This is a genomic window from Kitasatospora sp. NPDC004723 (assembly GCF_040609255.1).
GTDB lineage: Bacteria > Actinomycetota > Actinomycetes > Streptomycetales > Streptomycetaceae > Kitasatospora.
Genome location: NZ_JBEXJT010000001.1, coordinates 1 through 14162 on the forward strand (window position 1 = coordinate 1; position 14162 = coordinate 14162).

Annotated in this window: 13 protein-coding genes and 2 rRNA genes; 11 read left to right on the plus strand and 4 right to left on the minus strand. The window is 70.9% G+C overall.

Going from position 1 to position 14162, the window contains the following annotated elements:
• The 10 genes from ABZW10_RS00005 to pstB all read left to right on the plus strand — a co-directional run.
• Positions 1-93 (plus strand): 23S ribosomal RNA (locus ABZW10_RS00005); the annotation flags it as partial.
• 77 nt (positions 94-170) lie between these two features.
• Positions 171-287, plus strand: a 5S ribosomal RNA gene (gene rrf, locus ABZW10_RS00010).
• Between the two features lie 73 nt (positions 288-360).
• On the plus strand, positions 361-1368 hold the full coding sequence (gene mshD, locus ABZW10_RS00015) for a mycothiol synthase (protein WP_355357328.1): 1008 nt from the start codon (positions 361-363) through the stop codon (positions 1366-1368).
• Between the two features lie 336 nt (positions 1369-1704).
• Positions 1705-3882 (plus strand): RNA degradosome polyphosphate kinase, encoded by a 2178-nt coding sequence (locus ABZW10_RS00020; protein ID WP_355357331.1) that lies wholly within the window; start codon positions 1705-1707, stop codon positions 3880-3882.
• A 255-nt stretch (positions 3883-4137) separates the two neighbouring features.
• Entirely contained in the window at positions 4138-5223 is a 1086-nt protein-coding gene (locus ABZW10_RS00025; RefSeq protein ID WP_355357334.1) for a CHAD domain-containing protein, read from the plus strand.
• Between the two features lie 100 nt (positions 5224-5323).
• Entirely contained in the window at positions 5324-5746 is a 423-nt protein-coding gene (locus ABZW10_RS00030) for an NUDIX hydrolase (RefSeq protein WP_355358842.1), read from the plus strand.
• Between the two features lie 244 nt (positions 5747-5990).
• Positions 5991-7130 carry a phosphate ABC transporter substrate-binding protein PstS gene (pstS, locus tag ABZW10_RS00035; protein WP_355357337.1) on the plus strand — a complete coding sequence of 380 codons (1140 nt, stop codon included), beginning with the start codon at positions 5991-5993 and terminating at the stop codon, positions 7128-7130.
• Positions 7131-7277: 147 nt separating this feature from the next.
• Complete coding sequence (gene pstC, locus ABZW10_RS00040) at positions 7278-8249, plus strand: phosphate ABC transporter permease subunit PstC (protein ID WP_355357339.1); 972 nt, start codon at positions 7278-7280, stop codon at positions 8247-8249.
• Positions 8246-9322 (plus strand): phosphate ABC transporter permease PstA, encoded by a 1077-nt coding sequence (gene pstA / locus ABZW10_RS00045; protein ID WP_355357341.1) that lies wholly within the window; start codon positions 8246-8248, stop codon positions 9320-9322. Before pstC ends, pstA begins: the two co-directional genes overlap by 4 nt.
• A 45-nt stretch (positions 9323-9367) precedes the next feature.
• A complete protein-coding gene (gene pstB / locus ABZW10_RS00050; RefSeq protein ID WP_355357343.1) occupies positions 9368-10144 on the plus strand; it encodes a phosphate ABC transporter ATP-binding protein PstB in 777 nt (258 codons plus the stop codon).
• 177 nt (positions 10145-10321) lie between these two features.
• Here pstB and ABZW10_RS00055 read toward each other — a convergent pair whose 3' ends face one another.
• Positions 10322-11320: an inorganic phosphate transporter gene (locus ABZW10_RS00055; protein ID WP_355357346.1), complete on the minus strand. Its 999-nt coding sequence runs from the start codon at positions 11318-11320 to the stop codon at positions 10322-10324.
• A gap of 5 nt (positions 11321-11325) precedes the next feature.
• A complete protein-coding gene (locus ABZW10_RS00060; RefSeq protein ID WP_030312623.1) occupies positions 11326-11946 on the minus strand; it encodes a DUF47 family protein in 621 nt (206 codons plus the stop codon).
• Positions 11947-12294: 348 nt separating this feature from the next.
• On the opposite strand from ABZW10_RS00060, the gene ABZW10_RS00065 reads away from it, so the two are divergent.
• On the plus strand, positions 12295-12684 hold the full coding sequence (locus tag ABZW10_RS00065; protein ID WP_355357349.1) for a metal-sensitive transcriptional regulator: 390 nt from the start codon (positions 12295-12297) through the stop codon (positions 12682-12684).
• Positions 12685-12712: 28 nt separating this feature from the next.
• On the opposite strand, the gene ABZW10_RS00070 is transcribed toward ABZW10_RS00065, so the two are convergent.
• Positions 12713-12925, minus strand: coding sequence for a hypothetical protein (locus ABZW10_RS00070; protein ID WP_355357352.1), 213 nt, complete (start codon positions 12923-12925; stop codon positions 12713-12715).
• A 182-nt stretch (positions 12926-13107) separates the two neighbouring features.
• Positions 13108-14040: a hypothetical protein gene (locus tag ABZW10_RS00075; RefSeq protein WP_355357355.1), complete on the minus strand. Its 933-nt coding sequence runs from the start codon at positions 14038-14040 to the stop codon at positions 13108-13110.
• Between the last annotated feature and the right edge of the window lie 122 nt (positions 14041-14162).

Here is a 14162-nt window from a genome sequence, read left to right on the forward strand (position 1 = left end):
GGCTCCCAGTAGACGACTGGGTTGATAGGCCGGATATGGAAGCCCTGTGAGGGGTGGAGTTGACCGGTACTAATAGGCCGAGGGCTTGTCCTCAGTTGCTCGCGTCCACTGTGTTGTTCTGAAACAACGACCCCTGCCGATACGGGTGGGCGGTGACAGTTTCATAGTGTTTCGGTGGTCATAGCGTGAGGGAAACGCCCGGTTACATTCCGAACCCGGAAGCTAAGCCTCACAGCGCCGATGGTACTGCAGGGGGGACCCTGTGGGAGAGTAGGACGCCGCCGAACAAATTTTGAGAAGAACCCCCGCCGATTATCCGGCGGGGGTTCTTTGCGTTTCCCGTTGACGTATCGTCAGGACATGGACGATGGAACGGCAACAACGGGCGACTCGACCACGGTCCTCGCCTCCGACGTACTGCGGCCGGCACAGCGGGACGCGGCCCTGAAGGTCCTGGCGGACGCCCAGGTCGAGGACCGCCGGGAGGCCGTGTCCGAGCAGGGGCGCCTGCGGTTGCGCTCCTCGGAGACGCCGCGGACCGGAGTGACCCACTTCCTCGAAACCGCCGGCGCCGGAACCGACGCCGGCGCCGAGTTCGTCGGCTACGGCCAGCTGGAGGTCCCCGAGAGCGGTACCGCCAACCCGGCCGCCGAGCTCGTCGTGGCCCCGGCCGCGCGCGGCTGCGGCTTCGGGCGCCCCCTGGTGGACGCCGTGCTCGCGGAAGCGGGGCGGGCGGGTCGTGGGTACGTCGACTTCTGGGTGCACGGCGGACACCCGGCGGCCCGGCACCTGGCCGGACGGTACGGTGCCGAGCTGGTCCGCGAGCTGCGGCAGATGCGCCGCACCGGGCCGCAGACCGAGGCCGTTCCGCTCCCGGACGGGATCGGGCTGCGGACGTTCCGGCCCGGCGAGGACGACGCCGAGTGGCTCCGTCTGAACGCCCTGGCCTTCGCCCACCACCCGGAACAGGGCTCCTGGACCGAGCGGGACCTGGCCGATCGGCTCGCCGAGCCGTGGTTCGACCCGGCCGGCTTCTTCATCGCCACCAGGGACGGCAAGCCGGTCGGCTTCCACTGGACGAAGGTGCACCCGGCGACCGCGACCGAGCCCGCGCTCGGCGAGGTCTACGTGGTCGGTGTCGATCCGGCGGAGCAGGGCAGCGGCCTCGGCCGGGCGCTGACCGCAGCCGGTCTTCGTCACCTGACCGGCAGTGACGCCGAGGCCGGGGAGCGGGCTCTGGACACCGTCCTGCTGTACGTCGACGCGGACAATCCGGCGGCGGTGCGGGTGTACGAAAGGCTCGGATTCACCGTCCACGAAGTCGATCTGATGTATCGCGCCGGGGTCGCGCACCCGAATTCCCGGTGACCGCGATCCGGTCACCCAGAGTGACCGATTAAGCAGGGCTTTCCGGCGGTGCCTAGCGGAGACAACGGGGCTGCGGCAACGGGCGTGCGCTCGTCGCCGCAGCCCTGACCGCCTCAGCTTTCCTCCTGGCCATGCGGTGTTTACCGTGGATTCAATTAATGCCGCGAAGATCACAGGATGAAGTCCGTAGTGTCTCGCTCGTGCAGCATCGGCCGGCACTCGCCGACCGGTTCTGTGACGACCGCGCCGGGTGGGTTGGCGTCGGTGACGGGCGAGGGCGACGGCCCGAAGAGCATTTCGTGTCCGGACGCCGTCCTGCTGGAGGAGCTGGAGCCAATGAGCATCCCCCGCCCCGTCCCTGCCCCGCTGTCCCCGCCCGCGCGGCTTTCCAGCGCGCTCGCGATACCGCCGGAGCTGACGGTCACCGACGAGCAGGACCTGGAGGAACTGCCGCAGGGCCGCTTCCTGGACCGCGAGCGCAGCTGGCTCGCGTTCAACGAGCGCGTGCTGGAGCTGGCGGAGGATCCGGGGATCCCGCTGCTGGAGCGCACCAAGTTCCTGGCGATCTTCGCGAGCAACCTCGACGAGTTCTTCATGGTCCGGGTGGCCGGCCTCAAGCGCCGGATCGCCACGGGCGTCGCCCAGCGCAGTGCCTCCGGCCTTCAGCCGCGCGAGGTGCTGGACCTCATCTGGACCCGCTCGCGCGAGCTGATGGCCCGACACGCCGCCGCGTTCCAGCAGGAGGTGCTGCCCGACCTCGCCGCCGAGGGGATCGAGGTGGTCCGCTGGTCCGAGCTGGCGGAGAAGGAGCAGGCGCGGCTGCACACCCTGTTCCGGCAGAAGATCTTCCCGGTCCTCACCCCGCTGGCGGTGGACCCGGCGCACCCCTTCCCCTACATATCGGGGCTCTCGCTCAACCTGGCGGTCGTCGTGCGCAACCCGGTCTCCGGGCACAAGCACTTCGCCCGGGTGAAGGTGCCGCAGTCGCTGGCGCGCTTCCTGGAGGCCTCCCCGCAGCGGTACGTGCCGCTGGAGGACGTCATGGGGGCGCATCTGGAGGAGCTCTTCCCGGGCATGGAGGTGCTTGCCCACCACGCCTTCCGGGTCACCCGCAACGAGGACCTGGAGGTGGAGGAGGACGACACCGAGAACATCCTCAAGGCCCTGGAGAAGGAGCTGATGCGGCGGCGCTTCGGCCCGCCGGTGCGGCTGGAGGTCGAGGAGTCGATCGACCCCTACATCCTGGACCTGCTGGTGCGGGAGCTGAACATCACCGAGGCGGAGGTCTTCCCGCTGCCCGGCCCGCTGGACCTGACCGGGCTGTTCGGCATCGCCGGGCTGGACCGGCCGGAGCTGAAGTACCCGAAGTTCGTGGCGGGCACCGCACGGGGCCTGACCGACGTCGAGTCGGCGTCGCAGCCGGACATCTTCGCCGCGATGCGCGAGCGGGACGTGCTGCTGCACCACCCGTACGACAGCTTCTCCACCTCGGTGCAGGCCTTCCTGGAGCAGGCCGCGGCCGACCCGGACGTGCTGGCCATCAAGCAGACGCTGTACCGGACCTCGGGTGACTCGCCGATCGTCGACGCGCTGATCGACGCGGCGGAGTCCGGCAAGCAGGTGCTGGTGCTGGTCGAGATCAAGGCGCGCTTCGACGAGCAGGCCAACATCAAGTGGGCCCGCAAGCTGGAGGAGGCCGGCTGCCACGTGGTCTACGGCCTGGTCGGGCTGAAGACGCACTGCAAGCTGTCGCTGGTGGTCCGGCAGGAGGGCGACACCCTGCGCCGGTACTCGCACGTCGGCACCGGCAACTACCACCCGAAGACGGCCCGGCTGTACGAGGACCTCGGTCTGCTGACCTCGGACCCGCAGGTCGGCGCGGACCTCTCGGACCTCTTCAACCGGCTCTCCGGCTACTCGCGCCGCGAGTCGTACCGCCGGCTGCTGACCGCCCCGCGCGGACTGCGCGACGGCCTGGTGGCGCGGATCCACAACGAGATCGCCAACCACCGGGCCGGCCGTCCGGCGCACGTGCGGCTCAAGGTCAACTCGATCGTCGACGAGGCCGTGATCGACGCGCTGTACCGGGCCTCGCAGGCCGGTGTGCCGGTGGACGTGTGGGTGCGCGGCATCTGCGCGATCCGGCCGGGTGTGCCGGGGCTGAGCGAGAACGTCCGGGTGCGCAGCATCCTGGGGCGCTTCCTGGAGCACTCGCGGGTCTTCGTCTTCGGCAACAACGGCGATCCCGAGGTGTGGATCGGCAGCGCCGACATGATGCACCGCAACCTGGACCGCCGGATCGAGGCGCTGCTGCGGATCACCGACCCGGCGCACCGGGCCGAGCTGTCCGGGTTGCTCGACCTCGGGATGTCGGACGAGACGGAGTCCTGGCACCTGGGGGCGGACGGGTCCTGGACCCGGCACGCCCAGGACGCCGACGGCAAGCCGCTGCGGCACGTCCAGGACCTGCTCATCGACTCGCGTCAGCGTCGTCGGGCCGCCACCGGCCGATGACCGCAGGTCGCCGCCACGACCCCGCTGACGCAGACGTGACGACGTGGGCCGCGACGCCGCGCGGAGCGGCCCGCACCGGACCGAACGGTGCGGGCCGCTCCATCGGACGGCACGACGGCACGAGACACGACGGCACGAGGTTCGACGACGCGACCGCGTGACCCACCGACGCGAGCCGCTGAGCGGTAGGGACCCGCTGAGCGGTCGGCCACCAGCCCCGGGGACGGCCCCGGGGGAACGGGGATCTACCTAGCCATGACCGATGCGCCGATGACGGCCCAGGCGGCCTCCACCGCGACCGCCGGGGACATCCTCTCCAGCCATCTCACCGCCCTGGCGGGCGCGTTCCTGCGCGCTCTGCCGCTGGCGGTGGGCGAGGTCGGTGCGAGACCGGGTGCGTCCGTCGTCCCGTCGGAGGGCACGGCGGACCTGCTGCGGGCGGTGCGGCGGATCAACGGGCTGCTGACCACCTTCGCCGTCTCCTTCGATCCGGGCTGGGCACAGGAGTCGCGCACCGAGCTCGCCTGGCTGCTGAACCTGCTGGCGCTGGAGCCGGGGTACGTACGGCGGTCGGCCCGGCTGCTGGGCGCGCTGGACGGGCTGAGCGGCAGCGAGGCGGAGGGGCCGGGCATGCTGGCCGGCCACGCGGGGGCGCCCAAGGCCCGGGCGCTGCTGGACCGGCAGCTGACCCTGGCCCGTACCCGGGCGCACTCCACGGTGCTGCAGGAGCTGCGCTCGGCGCGGCTGCACGCCCTGGCGGACCGGATGACGCTGCTGGTGGCGGATGCGCCGTTGGCGGCGTCGGCGGAGGGCCGGGCGGGCGCGGTGCTGGTGCCGCAGGCGGCGGCGGCGTTCGGGGCACTGGCGGCGAGCGCCCAGCAGCTGCCGCTGCAGCGCTCGGCGACGCCGTACGGCGGGGACGGGCTGCGCCGGCTGGGGTCGGTGCCGAGCGCGCGGGGCGTGCTGGACGCGGACGCGGCGCTGGCGGCGGACGACGCGCCGTGGCACCGGACGCGGGTGCTGGTGAAGCGGGCCCGGTACGCGCTGGAGGTGTGCGGGCAGCCGTCGGCGGTGCTGGACGAGCTGGACCGGGTGCTGCTGCGGCACCAGGAGGCGTCCGAGGCGGCGGTCACGGCGGCGACGGCGGCGCGCACGCCGCGGATCACCCCGGCGACGGCGTACGTGCTGGGCGTGGTGCACGCCGACCAGCGGCTGGAGGTGGAGGCGGCCCGGTACGCCTTCGGGCGGCGGTGGCCGGAGCTGCCGCCGGGGGCGGAGGCGTGGCTGGAGCTGCCGCCGGCCGGGGGCTGGGGGTCGGCGGCGGAATCGCGGACGGCCTGAGGTGGGCGGGCGGCCGTCGTCGTCCGGACGGCCCGCGTCCGGGAGGCCGTCGTCCGAGCGGACGGTGTCCGGCGGGCGGGTGGTGCTGGCGGCGGGGGCGGTGCTCTGGCTGCCCGGCCGTCCGAAGAAGAGCGGCCGGCTCGGCCGGCCGAGGATCGCGGTGATCCACCGGCCGAAGTACGACGACTGGAGTCTGCCGAAGGGGAAGCTGCACCCCGGTGAGGGCGTGGTCGAGGCGGCTCTGCGGGAGGTGCGGGAGGAGACGGGGTTCTCCTGTGTGCTGGGGGCGGAGCTGCCGACCCAGCACTACCTGGCGCAGGGCCGGCCGAAGGAGGTCCGGTACTGGGCGGCGGTGCCCACGGAAGGGGAGTTCCGGCCGAACCGGGAAGTGGACCGTCTGGAGTGGCTGCCGGCCGGGAAGGCGAGGGCGCGGCTCTCCCGGGAGCAGGACCGGCGGCTGGTGGACGCGCTGCTGGAGCTGCTGGGGGCCAGGCCGGTGCGGTTGCACGGTCCGGAGACGTGAAGGAACAGTGGAAGTGATCTCCCTGCGCTCTTGCCGTGACGCAACCGTTACTACCTGACGTAGTTTCCTGTCATCCGTTCGAGGTTCACTCGCCGTTCACTTGCGACCGGCTGACGCGTCACCTCCCCGGCCTAACTTCGGTACCACCGGCGGGCCGAACGGGCCCCGGACCTCAGCAAAACCCGCGCTTCGCCCTGCTCGGCAGGGCCTGCGCGTCGGGCAATGCCACAGAAAGGGACACCCTGTGAAGCTCCAGCGGAACGGCCGCTCCAAGGCCCTCGCGATCGGTGCCATGGCGCTCGTCAGCTCGCTGTCGCTCGCCGCCTGCGGCTCGGACGATAACAACAACAACGCCGCCGCCCCGTCGGGCTCCAGCGGTGCCGCCGCCCCCGCCGCGATCAACTGTGGCTCGAAGCCCACCGCGCTCGTTGCCGCCGGTTCCACCGCCCAGGGCAACGCGATCGACATCCTGAAGAACAACTTCGAGGCGGCCTGCAAGGGCGCCACCATCAACTACGGTGGCGGCGGCTCCGGCGCCGGCATCCAGCAGTTCAACCAGGGCAAGATCCAGTTCGCCGGTTCGGACTCGGCGCTGAAGCCGGCCGAGGTCGACGCCAGCAAGGCCGTCTGCACCGGTGGCCAGGGCATCAACCTGCCGCTCGTCGCGGGCCTGATCTCGATCGTCTACAACGTGGACGGCGTCGACAACCTGGTCCTGGACGGCCCGACGATTGCGAAGATCTTCGACTCGCAGATCACCAAGTGGAACGACCCGGCGATCGTCGCGCTGAACCCGAGCGCCAAGCTGCCGGACGCCGACATCCAGACCTTCCACCGCACCGACGACTCGGGCACCAACGAGAACCTGACCAAGTACCTCGCCAAGACCTCGGGCGGCGCCTGGTCCTACCCGCCCAGCAAGGCTTGGGCGGGCAAGAACGGCCAGGGTGCCAACGGTTCGGCCGGTGTCTCGGCCCAGGTGAAGCAGGTCAAGAACTCGATCAGCTACGCCGAGCTCTCCTACGCGCAGACCAACAACCTGAAGAGCGCCGCGATCAGCACCGGCGCCTCCAAGCCGGTCGAGGCCACCGCCGCCAACGCCGCCAACACCTTCGCCAAGGCGCAGATCGCCGGCACCGGCAGCGACCTGGCGCTGACCCTCGACTACGCGACCAAGGACGAGGGCTCCTACCCGCTGGTCCTGGTCACCTACGAGATCGCCTGCGACAAGGGCAACAAGGCCGACACCCTCGACACCCTGAAGGCCTTCCTGGCGTACTCCGCCAGTGACGCGGGCCAGAAGGCGATCGGCGACGGCGGCTACGTGCCGCTGCCGAAGTCGCTGACCGACAAGGTCAACACGGCCATCGGCTCGCTTGCCTGACGCAGTAGGACCTCCGCTGGGGCGGCCCCGTGAACGAGGGGGGCCGGGGCCGCCCCCGCGGTCAGTACCGACCAACGCAACACGTCCGGGGCACCGCCGCCAGGGTGCCGCCCCCTCGGGGCCGCACCACCAGACCGGAGTAGACCAATGACTTCATCCACCCCTGCCGCCCCGCGAGGCAGGGAACGCCGCCAGCGCGACAGCCGGGTCGGCGACAAGATCTTCATGAACCTGTCCCGCGGGTCGGGCATCCTGCTGCTGGTGGTCATGGCCGCCATCGCGGGCTTCCTGACCTGGCGCTCGGTCATCGCACTGAGCAAGAACGAGGGCAACTTCCTCACCACCTTCGAGTGGACGCCGGACGCCCCGACGCCGGTCTTCGGCATCGCCGTCCTCGCGTTCGGCACCATCGTCAGCGCGCTGATCGCGATGCTGATCGCCGTCCCGGTCGCCATCGGGATCGCCCTGTTCATCTCCCACTACGCGCCGCGCCGGATCGCCCAGCCGTTCGCCTACCTGGTGGACCTGCTGGCGGCCGTGCCCAGCATCATCTACGGCCTGTGGGGCGCGCTCTTCCTGGTGCCGCACCTGGGCGGCCTGAACAGCTGGCTGGACCAGTACCTCGGCTGGACGTACATCTTCGACCAGTCCCGGGCCGGCACCACCCCGCGGAACCTGTTCACCGTCGGCATCCTGCTGGCGATCATGATCCTGCCGATCATCACGGCGGTCAGCCGTGAGGTCTTCCGGCAGGCCCCGCGGATGCACGAGGAGGCGGCGCTCGCCCTCGGCGCGACCCGCTGGGAGATGATCCGCACCGCGGTGCTGCCGTTCGGCCGCCCCGGGATCATCTCGGCCTCGATGCTCGGCCTCGGCCGCGCGCTCGGCGAGACCATCGCGGTCGCCGTCGTGCTCTCCTCCAGCAACGTGCTCTCGCTGCACCTGCTCGACCCGGGCGGCGGCACCTTCGCGCAGAACATCGCGCTGAAGTTCAACGAGGCCCAGCCCTTCGGCCGGGACGCGCTGATGGCCTCCGGCCTCGTCCTGTTCGTGATCACCCTGCTGGTGAACGGTGCCGCGCGGCTGATCGTCGCCCGCCGCAAGGAGTACTCCGCATGAGCGCCGCGACCACTTCCGTTCCGGCGGACGCCCGTCCGGTGAGCCGCCTGCTGACCGCCAACCGGCTGCCCAAGTGGGCCCCGGGCGCCGTCGCCGCCGGCTCGATCGTCCTCGGCTGCGGCATCGGCCTGGTCGGAGACCTGAAGAGCAAGCTCCAGTGGGGCCTGATCGCCGCGATCCTCTTCGTGGTCATCAGCTACGTGCTCTCGGCCCAGGTCGAGGGCCGGCGCCAGGCCAAGGACCGCCTCGCCACCTCGCTGGTCTGGGTGGCCTTCATCCTGGCGGTCGTCCCGCTGCTCTCGCTGACCGTCTACACCATCCAGCAGGGTGCCAGTGTGGTGGACGGCAACTTCCTGACCCACTCCATGATGGGCGTGCGTTCAGCGGGCCCCGGTGGCGGCATCTACCACGCGCTGATCGGCACCCTGGAGCAGGTCGGCCTGGCCACCCTGATGGCCGCCCCGATCGGTCTGCTGACCGCCGTCTACCTGGTCGAGTACGGCCGCGGCACGCTCGCCAAGGCGGTCACCTTCTTCGTCGACGTCATGACGGGTGTCCCGTCGATCGTCGCCGGTCTGTTCATCCTGTCCTTGTGGAACATCGCCCTCGGTTTCAACTACTCCGGCTTCTCGGGCAGCCTCGCGCTGGCGATCCTGATGATGCCGGTCGTGGTCCGCTCCACCGAGGAGATGCTCAAGCTCGTCCCGAACGAGCTGCGCGAGGCGTCGTACGCGCTCGGCGTGCCGAAGTGGAAGACCATCCTGCGGATCGTCCTCCCCACCGCCATCGGCGGCATCACCACCGGTGTGATGCTCGCGGTCGCCCGCATCACGGGTGAGACCGCCCCGGTGATGATGCTGGTCTTCGGTGCCGCCTACATCAACAACAACCCGTTCGACGGACCGCAGCAGTCGCTGCCGATGTACATCTGGCAGCAGTACGCCGTGGTGAACAACGACTACGGCTACGCCCGTGCCTGGGGTGCCGCGCTGGTGCTGATCGCCTTCGTGATGGGGCTCAACCTCATCGCCCGGGGCATCGCCCGGTGGCGCTCGCCCAAGGCCGGACACTGAGCGACCGACTGACGTACGACGAAGACTGAGAGAAGACGAACGATCATGGCCAAGCGCATCGACGTCAGCGGACTGTCCGCCTACTACGGCTCCACCAAGGCCATCGAGGACATCTCGATGTCCGTCGAACCCCGCTCGGTGACGGCCTTCATCGGCCCCTCCGGCTGCGGCAAGTCCACCTTCCTGCGGACCCTCAACCGGATGCACGAGGTGATCCCCAACGCCCGCGTCGAGGGCAAGGTGCTCCTGGACGACGAGAACCTGTACGGCGCCAGCGTCGACCCGGTCGCCGTCCGCCGCTCGGTCGGCATGGTCTTCCAGCGCCCGAACCCGTTCCCGACCATGTCGATCTACGACAACGTGGTCGCCGGGCTGAAGCTCGCGGGTGTGCGCAAGAAGTCCGTGCTGGACGGCGTGGTGGAGAAGTCGCTCAAGGGCGCCAACCTCTGGAACGAGGTCAAGGACCGCCTGAACAAGCCGGGCGCCGGCCTCTCCGGCGGTCAGCAGCAGCGTCTGTGCATCGCCCGCGCCATCGCGGTCGAGCCGGAGGTCCTGCTGATGGACGAGCCCTGCTCCGCCCTCGACCCGATCTCCACCCTCGCCATCGAGGACCTGATCGGTGAGCTGAAGTCCGAGTTCACCATCGTCATCGTGACGCACAACATGCAGCAGGCGGCCCGCGTCAGCGACCGCACCGCCTTCTTCAACCTGGCCGGCGTCGGCCAGCCGGGCAAGCTGATCGAGCTCGACGACACCCAGCGGATCTTCTCCAACCCGTCGGTGCAGGCGACCGAGGACTACATCTCCGGCCGCTTCGGCTGATCGGCCCGCCCGCCGATGTGCGGGCGGCGCCCCAGCGGCGCTTCACAGGCTGCTTCGTGGTGCTGCATGGCGGTGCCGCCGCGGAGCATGAAAGGGCCCGCCCCCCGAGATGTGGGGGGCGGGCCCTGTCGTTTGCGGTCCGGTGGCGTCCGGTGGCGTCCGGTCCGGTCCGCCGGGTCATCCCCAGAACAGGTGGGCGAACCAGTACACCAGCGCTGCGACGATGGCGGCCGCCGGCATCGTGATGAACCAGCCGAGCACGATGTTCTTGGCGACGCCCCAGCGCACCGCGCGGATCCGCTTGGTGGCTCCGGCACCCATGATCGCCGAGGTGATCACATGGGTGGTGGAGATCGGCGCCTTGAAGACGAACGAGGTGATGTACATGACGGCCGAGGCGGTGGCCTCGGCGGCGAAGCCCTGCGGCGGGTCCAGCTCGATGATCTTCCGGCCCAGGGTCCGCATGATCCGCCAGCCGCCGGCGTAGGTGCCCAGCGAGAGCATGGTGGCGCAGGAGATCTTCACCCAGACCGGGATCGGGTCCCCCGCGCTCTGGTGGCCCGAGATCACCAGGGCCAGCACCACGATGCCCATGGTCTTCTGCGCGTCCTGCAGACCGTGCGCGAGCGCCATCGCGGCGGCCGAGGCCGTCTGGGCGACCCGGAAGTTGCGCTTGGCCCGGTGCGGGTTGGCCCGCCGGAAGAGCCAGAGGATCGCCAGCATCACCAGGAAGCCGCCGACCAGGCCGACCACGGGCGAGACGATCATCGGAATGATGATCTTGTCGATGACGCCGCTCCAGATCACCTCGGTGCCGCCGGCCAGCGCCGCGCCCACCATGCCGCCGAACAGCGCGTGCGAGGAGGAGGACGGGAGACCGAAGTACCAGGTCACCAGGTTCCAGGCGATGGCGCCGACCAGCGCGGCGAACAGGATCACCATGCCCTGGTCGCCGGTCGGGGTCTCGATGATGCCCTGCGAGACGGTGTGCGCCACCCCGCTGCCCAGGAAGGCGCCCGCCAGGTTCATCACCGCGGCCATCGCCAGTGCCGCCCGGGGCGTCAGCGCCCGGGTGGAGACCGAGGTGGCGATCGCGTTGGCCGAGTCGTGGAAGCCGTTGGTGTAGGTGAAGAAGAAGGCAACGCCGACGACGGCGATGAGTGCTGCCATGTCCACGGGGGTCAGGACTCCTTGACCGCGATGGTCTCCACCGTGTTGGCGACGTGCTCGAAGGCGTCCGCGGCCTGTTCGAGGACGTCCACGACCTGCTTCAGCTTGAGCACCTCGATGGCCTCGTACTGGCCGGAGAAGAGGTGGGCGAGCAGCTTGCGGTGGATCTGGTCGGCCTGGTTCTCCAGCCGGTTGACCTCGATCCAGTACTCGGTCAGGTTGGACATGCTCCGCAGGTTGGGCATCGCCTCGGCGGTCAGCTCGGCGGCGCGGGCCAGGACCTCGATCTGCTGCTCGATCCCCTTCGGCAGGGTCTGGATGTCGTAGAGGACGACCAGGTCGACGGCCTCCTCCATGAAGTCCATGATGTCGTCCAGCGACGAGGCGAGGTTGTAGATGTCCTCGCGGTCGAAGGGCGTGATGAAGGACGAGTTCAGCTGGTGGAAGATCGCATGGGTGGTGTCGTCTCCGGCGTGCTCGGCGGCGCGCATGCGCTCGACGATCTCCGCGCGGGCCGACACGTCTGATCCCAGCAGTTCCAGCAGGAGCTTCGAGCCGACGACCAGGTTCTCCGCGGCGGCGGCGAACATGTCGTAGAAACTCGTCTCCTTCGGGGTCAGGCTAAAACGCACGGAAATCTCCGATGTGCGGGGTAGGGGACTGAACGATGCTAGGTGCAACCGAGCACCACGGCACAAACGGGGTGCTCGAAGCGGAGCCGGAACCTCCCCTTCCGTTCGGCTGCCGCGGCAGTGGACCCGATCCGCACCACAGGTGCGGGCATGAGCCCCCAGTCTGACGGAACCTCGCCCGGATCGCCCCTGTCGTGCGGCGGGAACAGCGGGGTGTTCCCCGGACGGGGGAACCCCGCCGCAGGCACCCGCGGACGGTCGCCCGTGCCGGAGGAACACCACGACGGGCCCGGGTGTTGGACACTGGAGGCCGACGCAGCCACCAGGCACTCAGACGAAGGCGGGCCGATGACCACCACGCAAGCGCGCACCGAGCCGGAGCAGGCGCCCGGGGCGGAACCGCACGGCGAGCACGCTGCTCCCCAGAAGACGCCGGACGCCCACACCGCCCACGGTCCGCACGGGTACAGCGGGCAGAAGGACGCGCACCTCAAGCGGCTGCGCCGGATCGAGGGCCAGATCCGCGGCCTGCAGCGGATGGTCGACGAGGACGTCTACTGCATCGACGTGCTCACCCAGGTCTCGGCCAGCACCAAGGCCCTGCAGTCCTTCGCGCTCTCGCTGCTGGAGGAGCACCTGCGGCACTGCGTCGCGGCCGCCGCCGAGGAGGGCGGCACCGAGCTGGACGCCAAGGTCGCCGAGGCCACCGCGGCGATCGGCCGGCTGCTGCGCAGCTGACCCCGGCCGTCGGGCGCGTCGGCCGGCCCTAGTCGCCCCGCGGATCCCGCGCCGGTCCGGCTGTCGGGCCGGCGGCCGGACCGCCGTCGGGCCGGTCGAGCAGCACCTCGTCGATCCGCTCGGTCGGCAGCCGGTCACCGCTGCTGGCCGTGGCGGCGATCATCAGCTCACCGGCCAGCTCGATCTCGTCGAGGGCCGCGTCGTCGTGGCCGCCGCTGCGGCCGCCCGTGGACGACATCACCTGCACCACCCCTTCAGCGCCTCGCCAGCCCGGGCGGCAGCCACCCGGCGTCCAGCCTAGGCACTTCGGAGCCCGTCCACATGGCACGGACGGGCCATCTCGGCGCCGCCGAAACGGGTGGGCCCGGGGGGTTCCGGGCCCACCCGGACCGGCGGCCCCCGCGCCCGCGCTCCCGGAACGCGCTACTTCGGGCTCTCGGTGGGCTTCATCGCGAAGATGTCCGCGGCCGGCGGCTCGGCCGCCTCCACCGGTGCGCCGAACTCGCTCAGCGTGGTGGTCGAGACCACCTTGACCTGGTCCTTCGCCTCCTTGGAACCGGCCACCCCGGCGAAGGTGAAGACCTCGACCACCTTGTGCAGCCGCCCCTCGTCGTCCAGCCAGGCGTCGTAGGGGACCTCCTTGACGGTGAAGGTCTGCGCCCCCATCCGCAGGCCGTCCCCGGCCCGGCCGCCGGTGGCGTCGGCCGCCTTGGCGAGGTCCAGGGTGCCGCGGTAGTGCTTCAGGGGCACCCCGTCGACCGGCTCGGTGCCGATCAGCTCGGCCTTCTGGGCCCCGCGCAGCGCGCCGGCGGCGGCCGCCGGGTCGGTGGCCCCGCCGCTGACCAGGTTGCCGTCCGGCAGCTGGCGGACGTCCAGCTTGACCCACTTGCCCTCCGGCACCTTGGCCCCGCTGTTCTGCAGGTAGACCGTGCCGGGCAGGAGCACTTCGACGATCTTGCCGGTGGTCGCGGCGCCCGGCGGGACCTGCACCTCCAGCCGGCCGATCCGCTTCACGTAGTCGTAGCCGCCGCTGCCGGTGAAGACGGCCTTCTTCTCCGCGGACTCGGTCACCAGCTCGGTGACGGCGTGCGCGGAGCCCGCCCGGCCGGTGATGTCGGCGGCGCCGCGGACCGCGCCCAGCGGGTCGGTCGCGAGCTGGTCGGGGGCGCCGCTCGCCCGCTGGTCGGCCGGGGCGGCGTCCGCGGCGTCCGCGCCGCCCACACCGTCCGGCGAGCAGCCGGCCAGGACGGCCGCCCCGGCCAGGACGACGGCGAGCAGGGCGGCTCCCGCCGCCGGACGCACCCGCCGCCCGGTGCGGCCGGCCGTCGGGCCGGCGGTGCGCTGCTGGTCGGTCATCTTCATCCTCGCGACAACCCCTTCGGGCCCGACTGCCCCGCCGGCCACCGTCGCGGGTGGGCAGAGCTCTTGCCGGGCAAACGAGTTGGGGCGCGAGGGGTTACGCGATGTCCCGCGTGTCA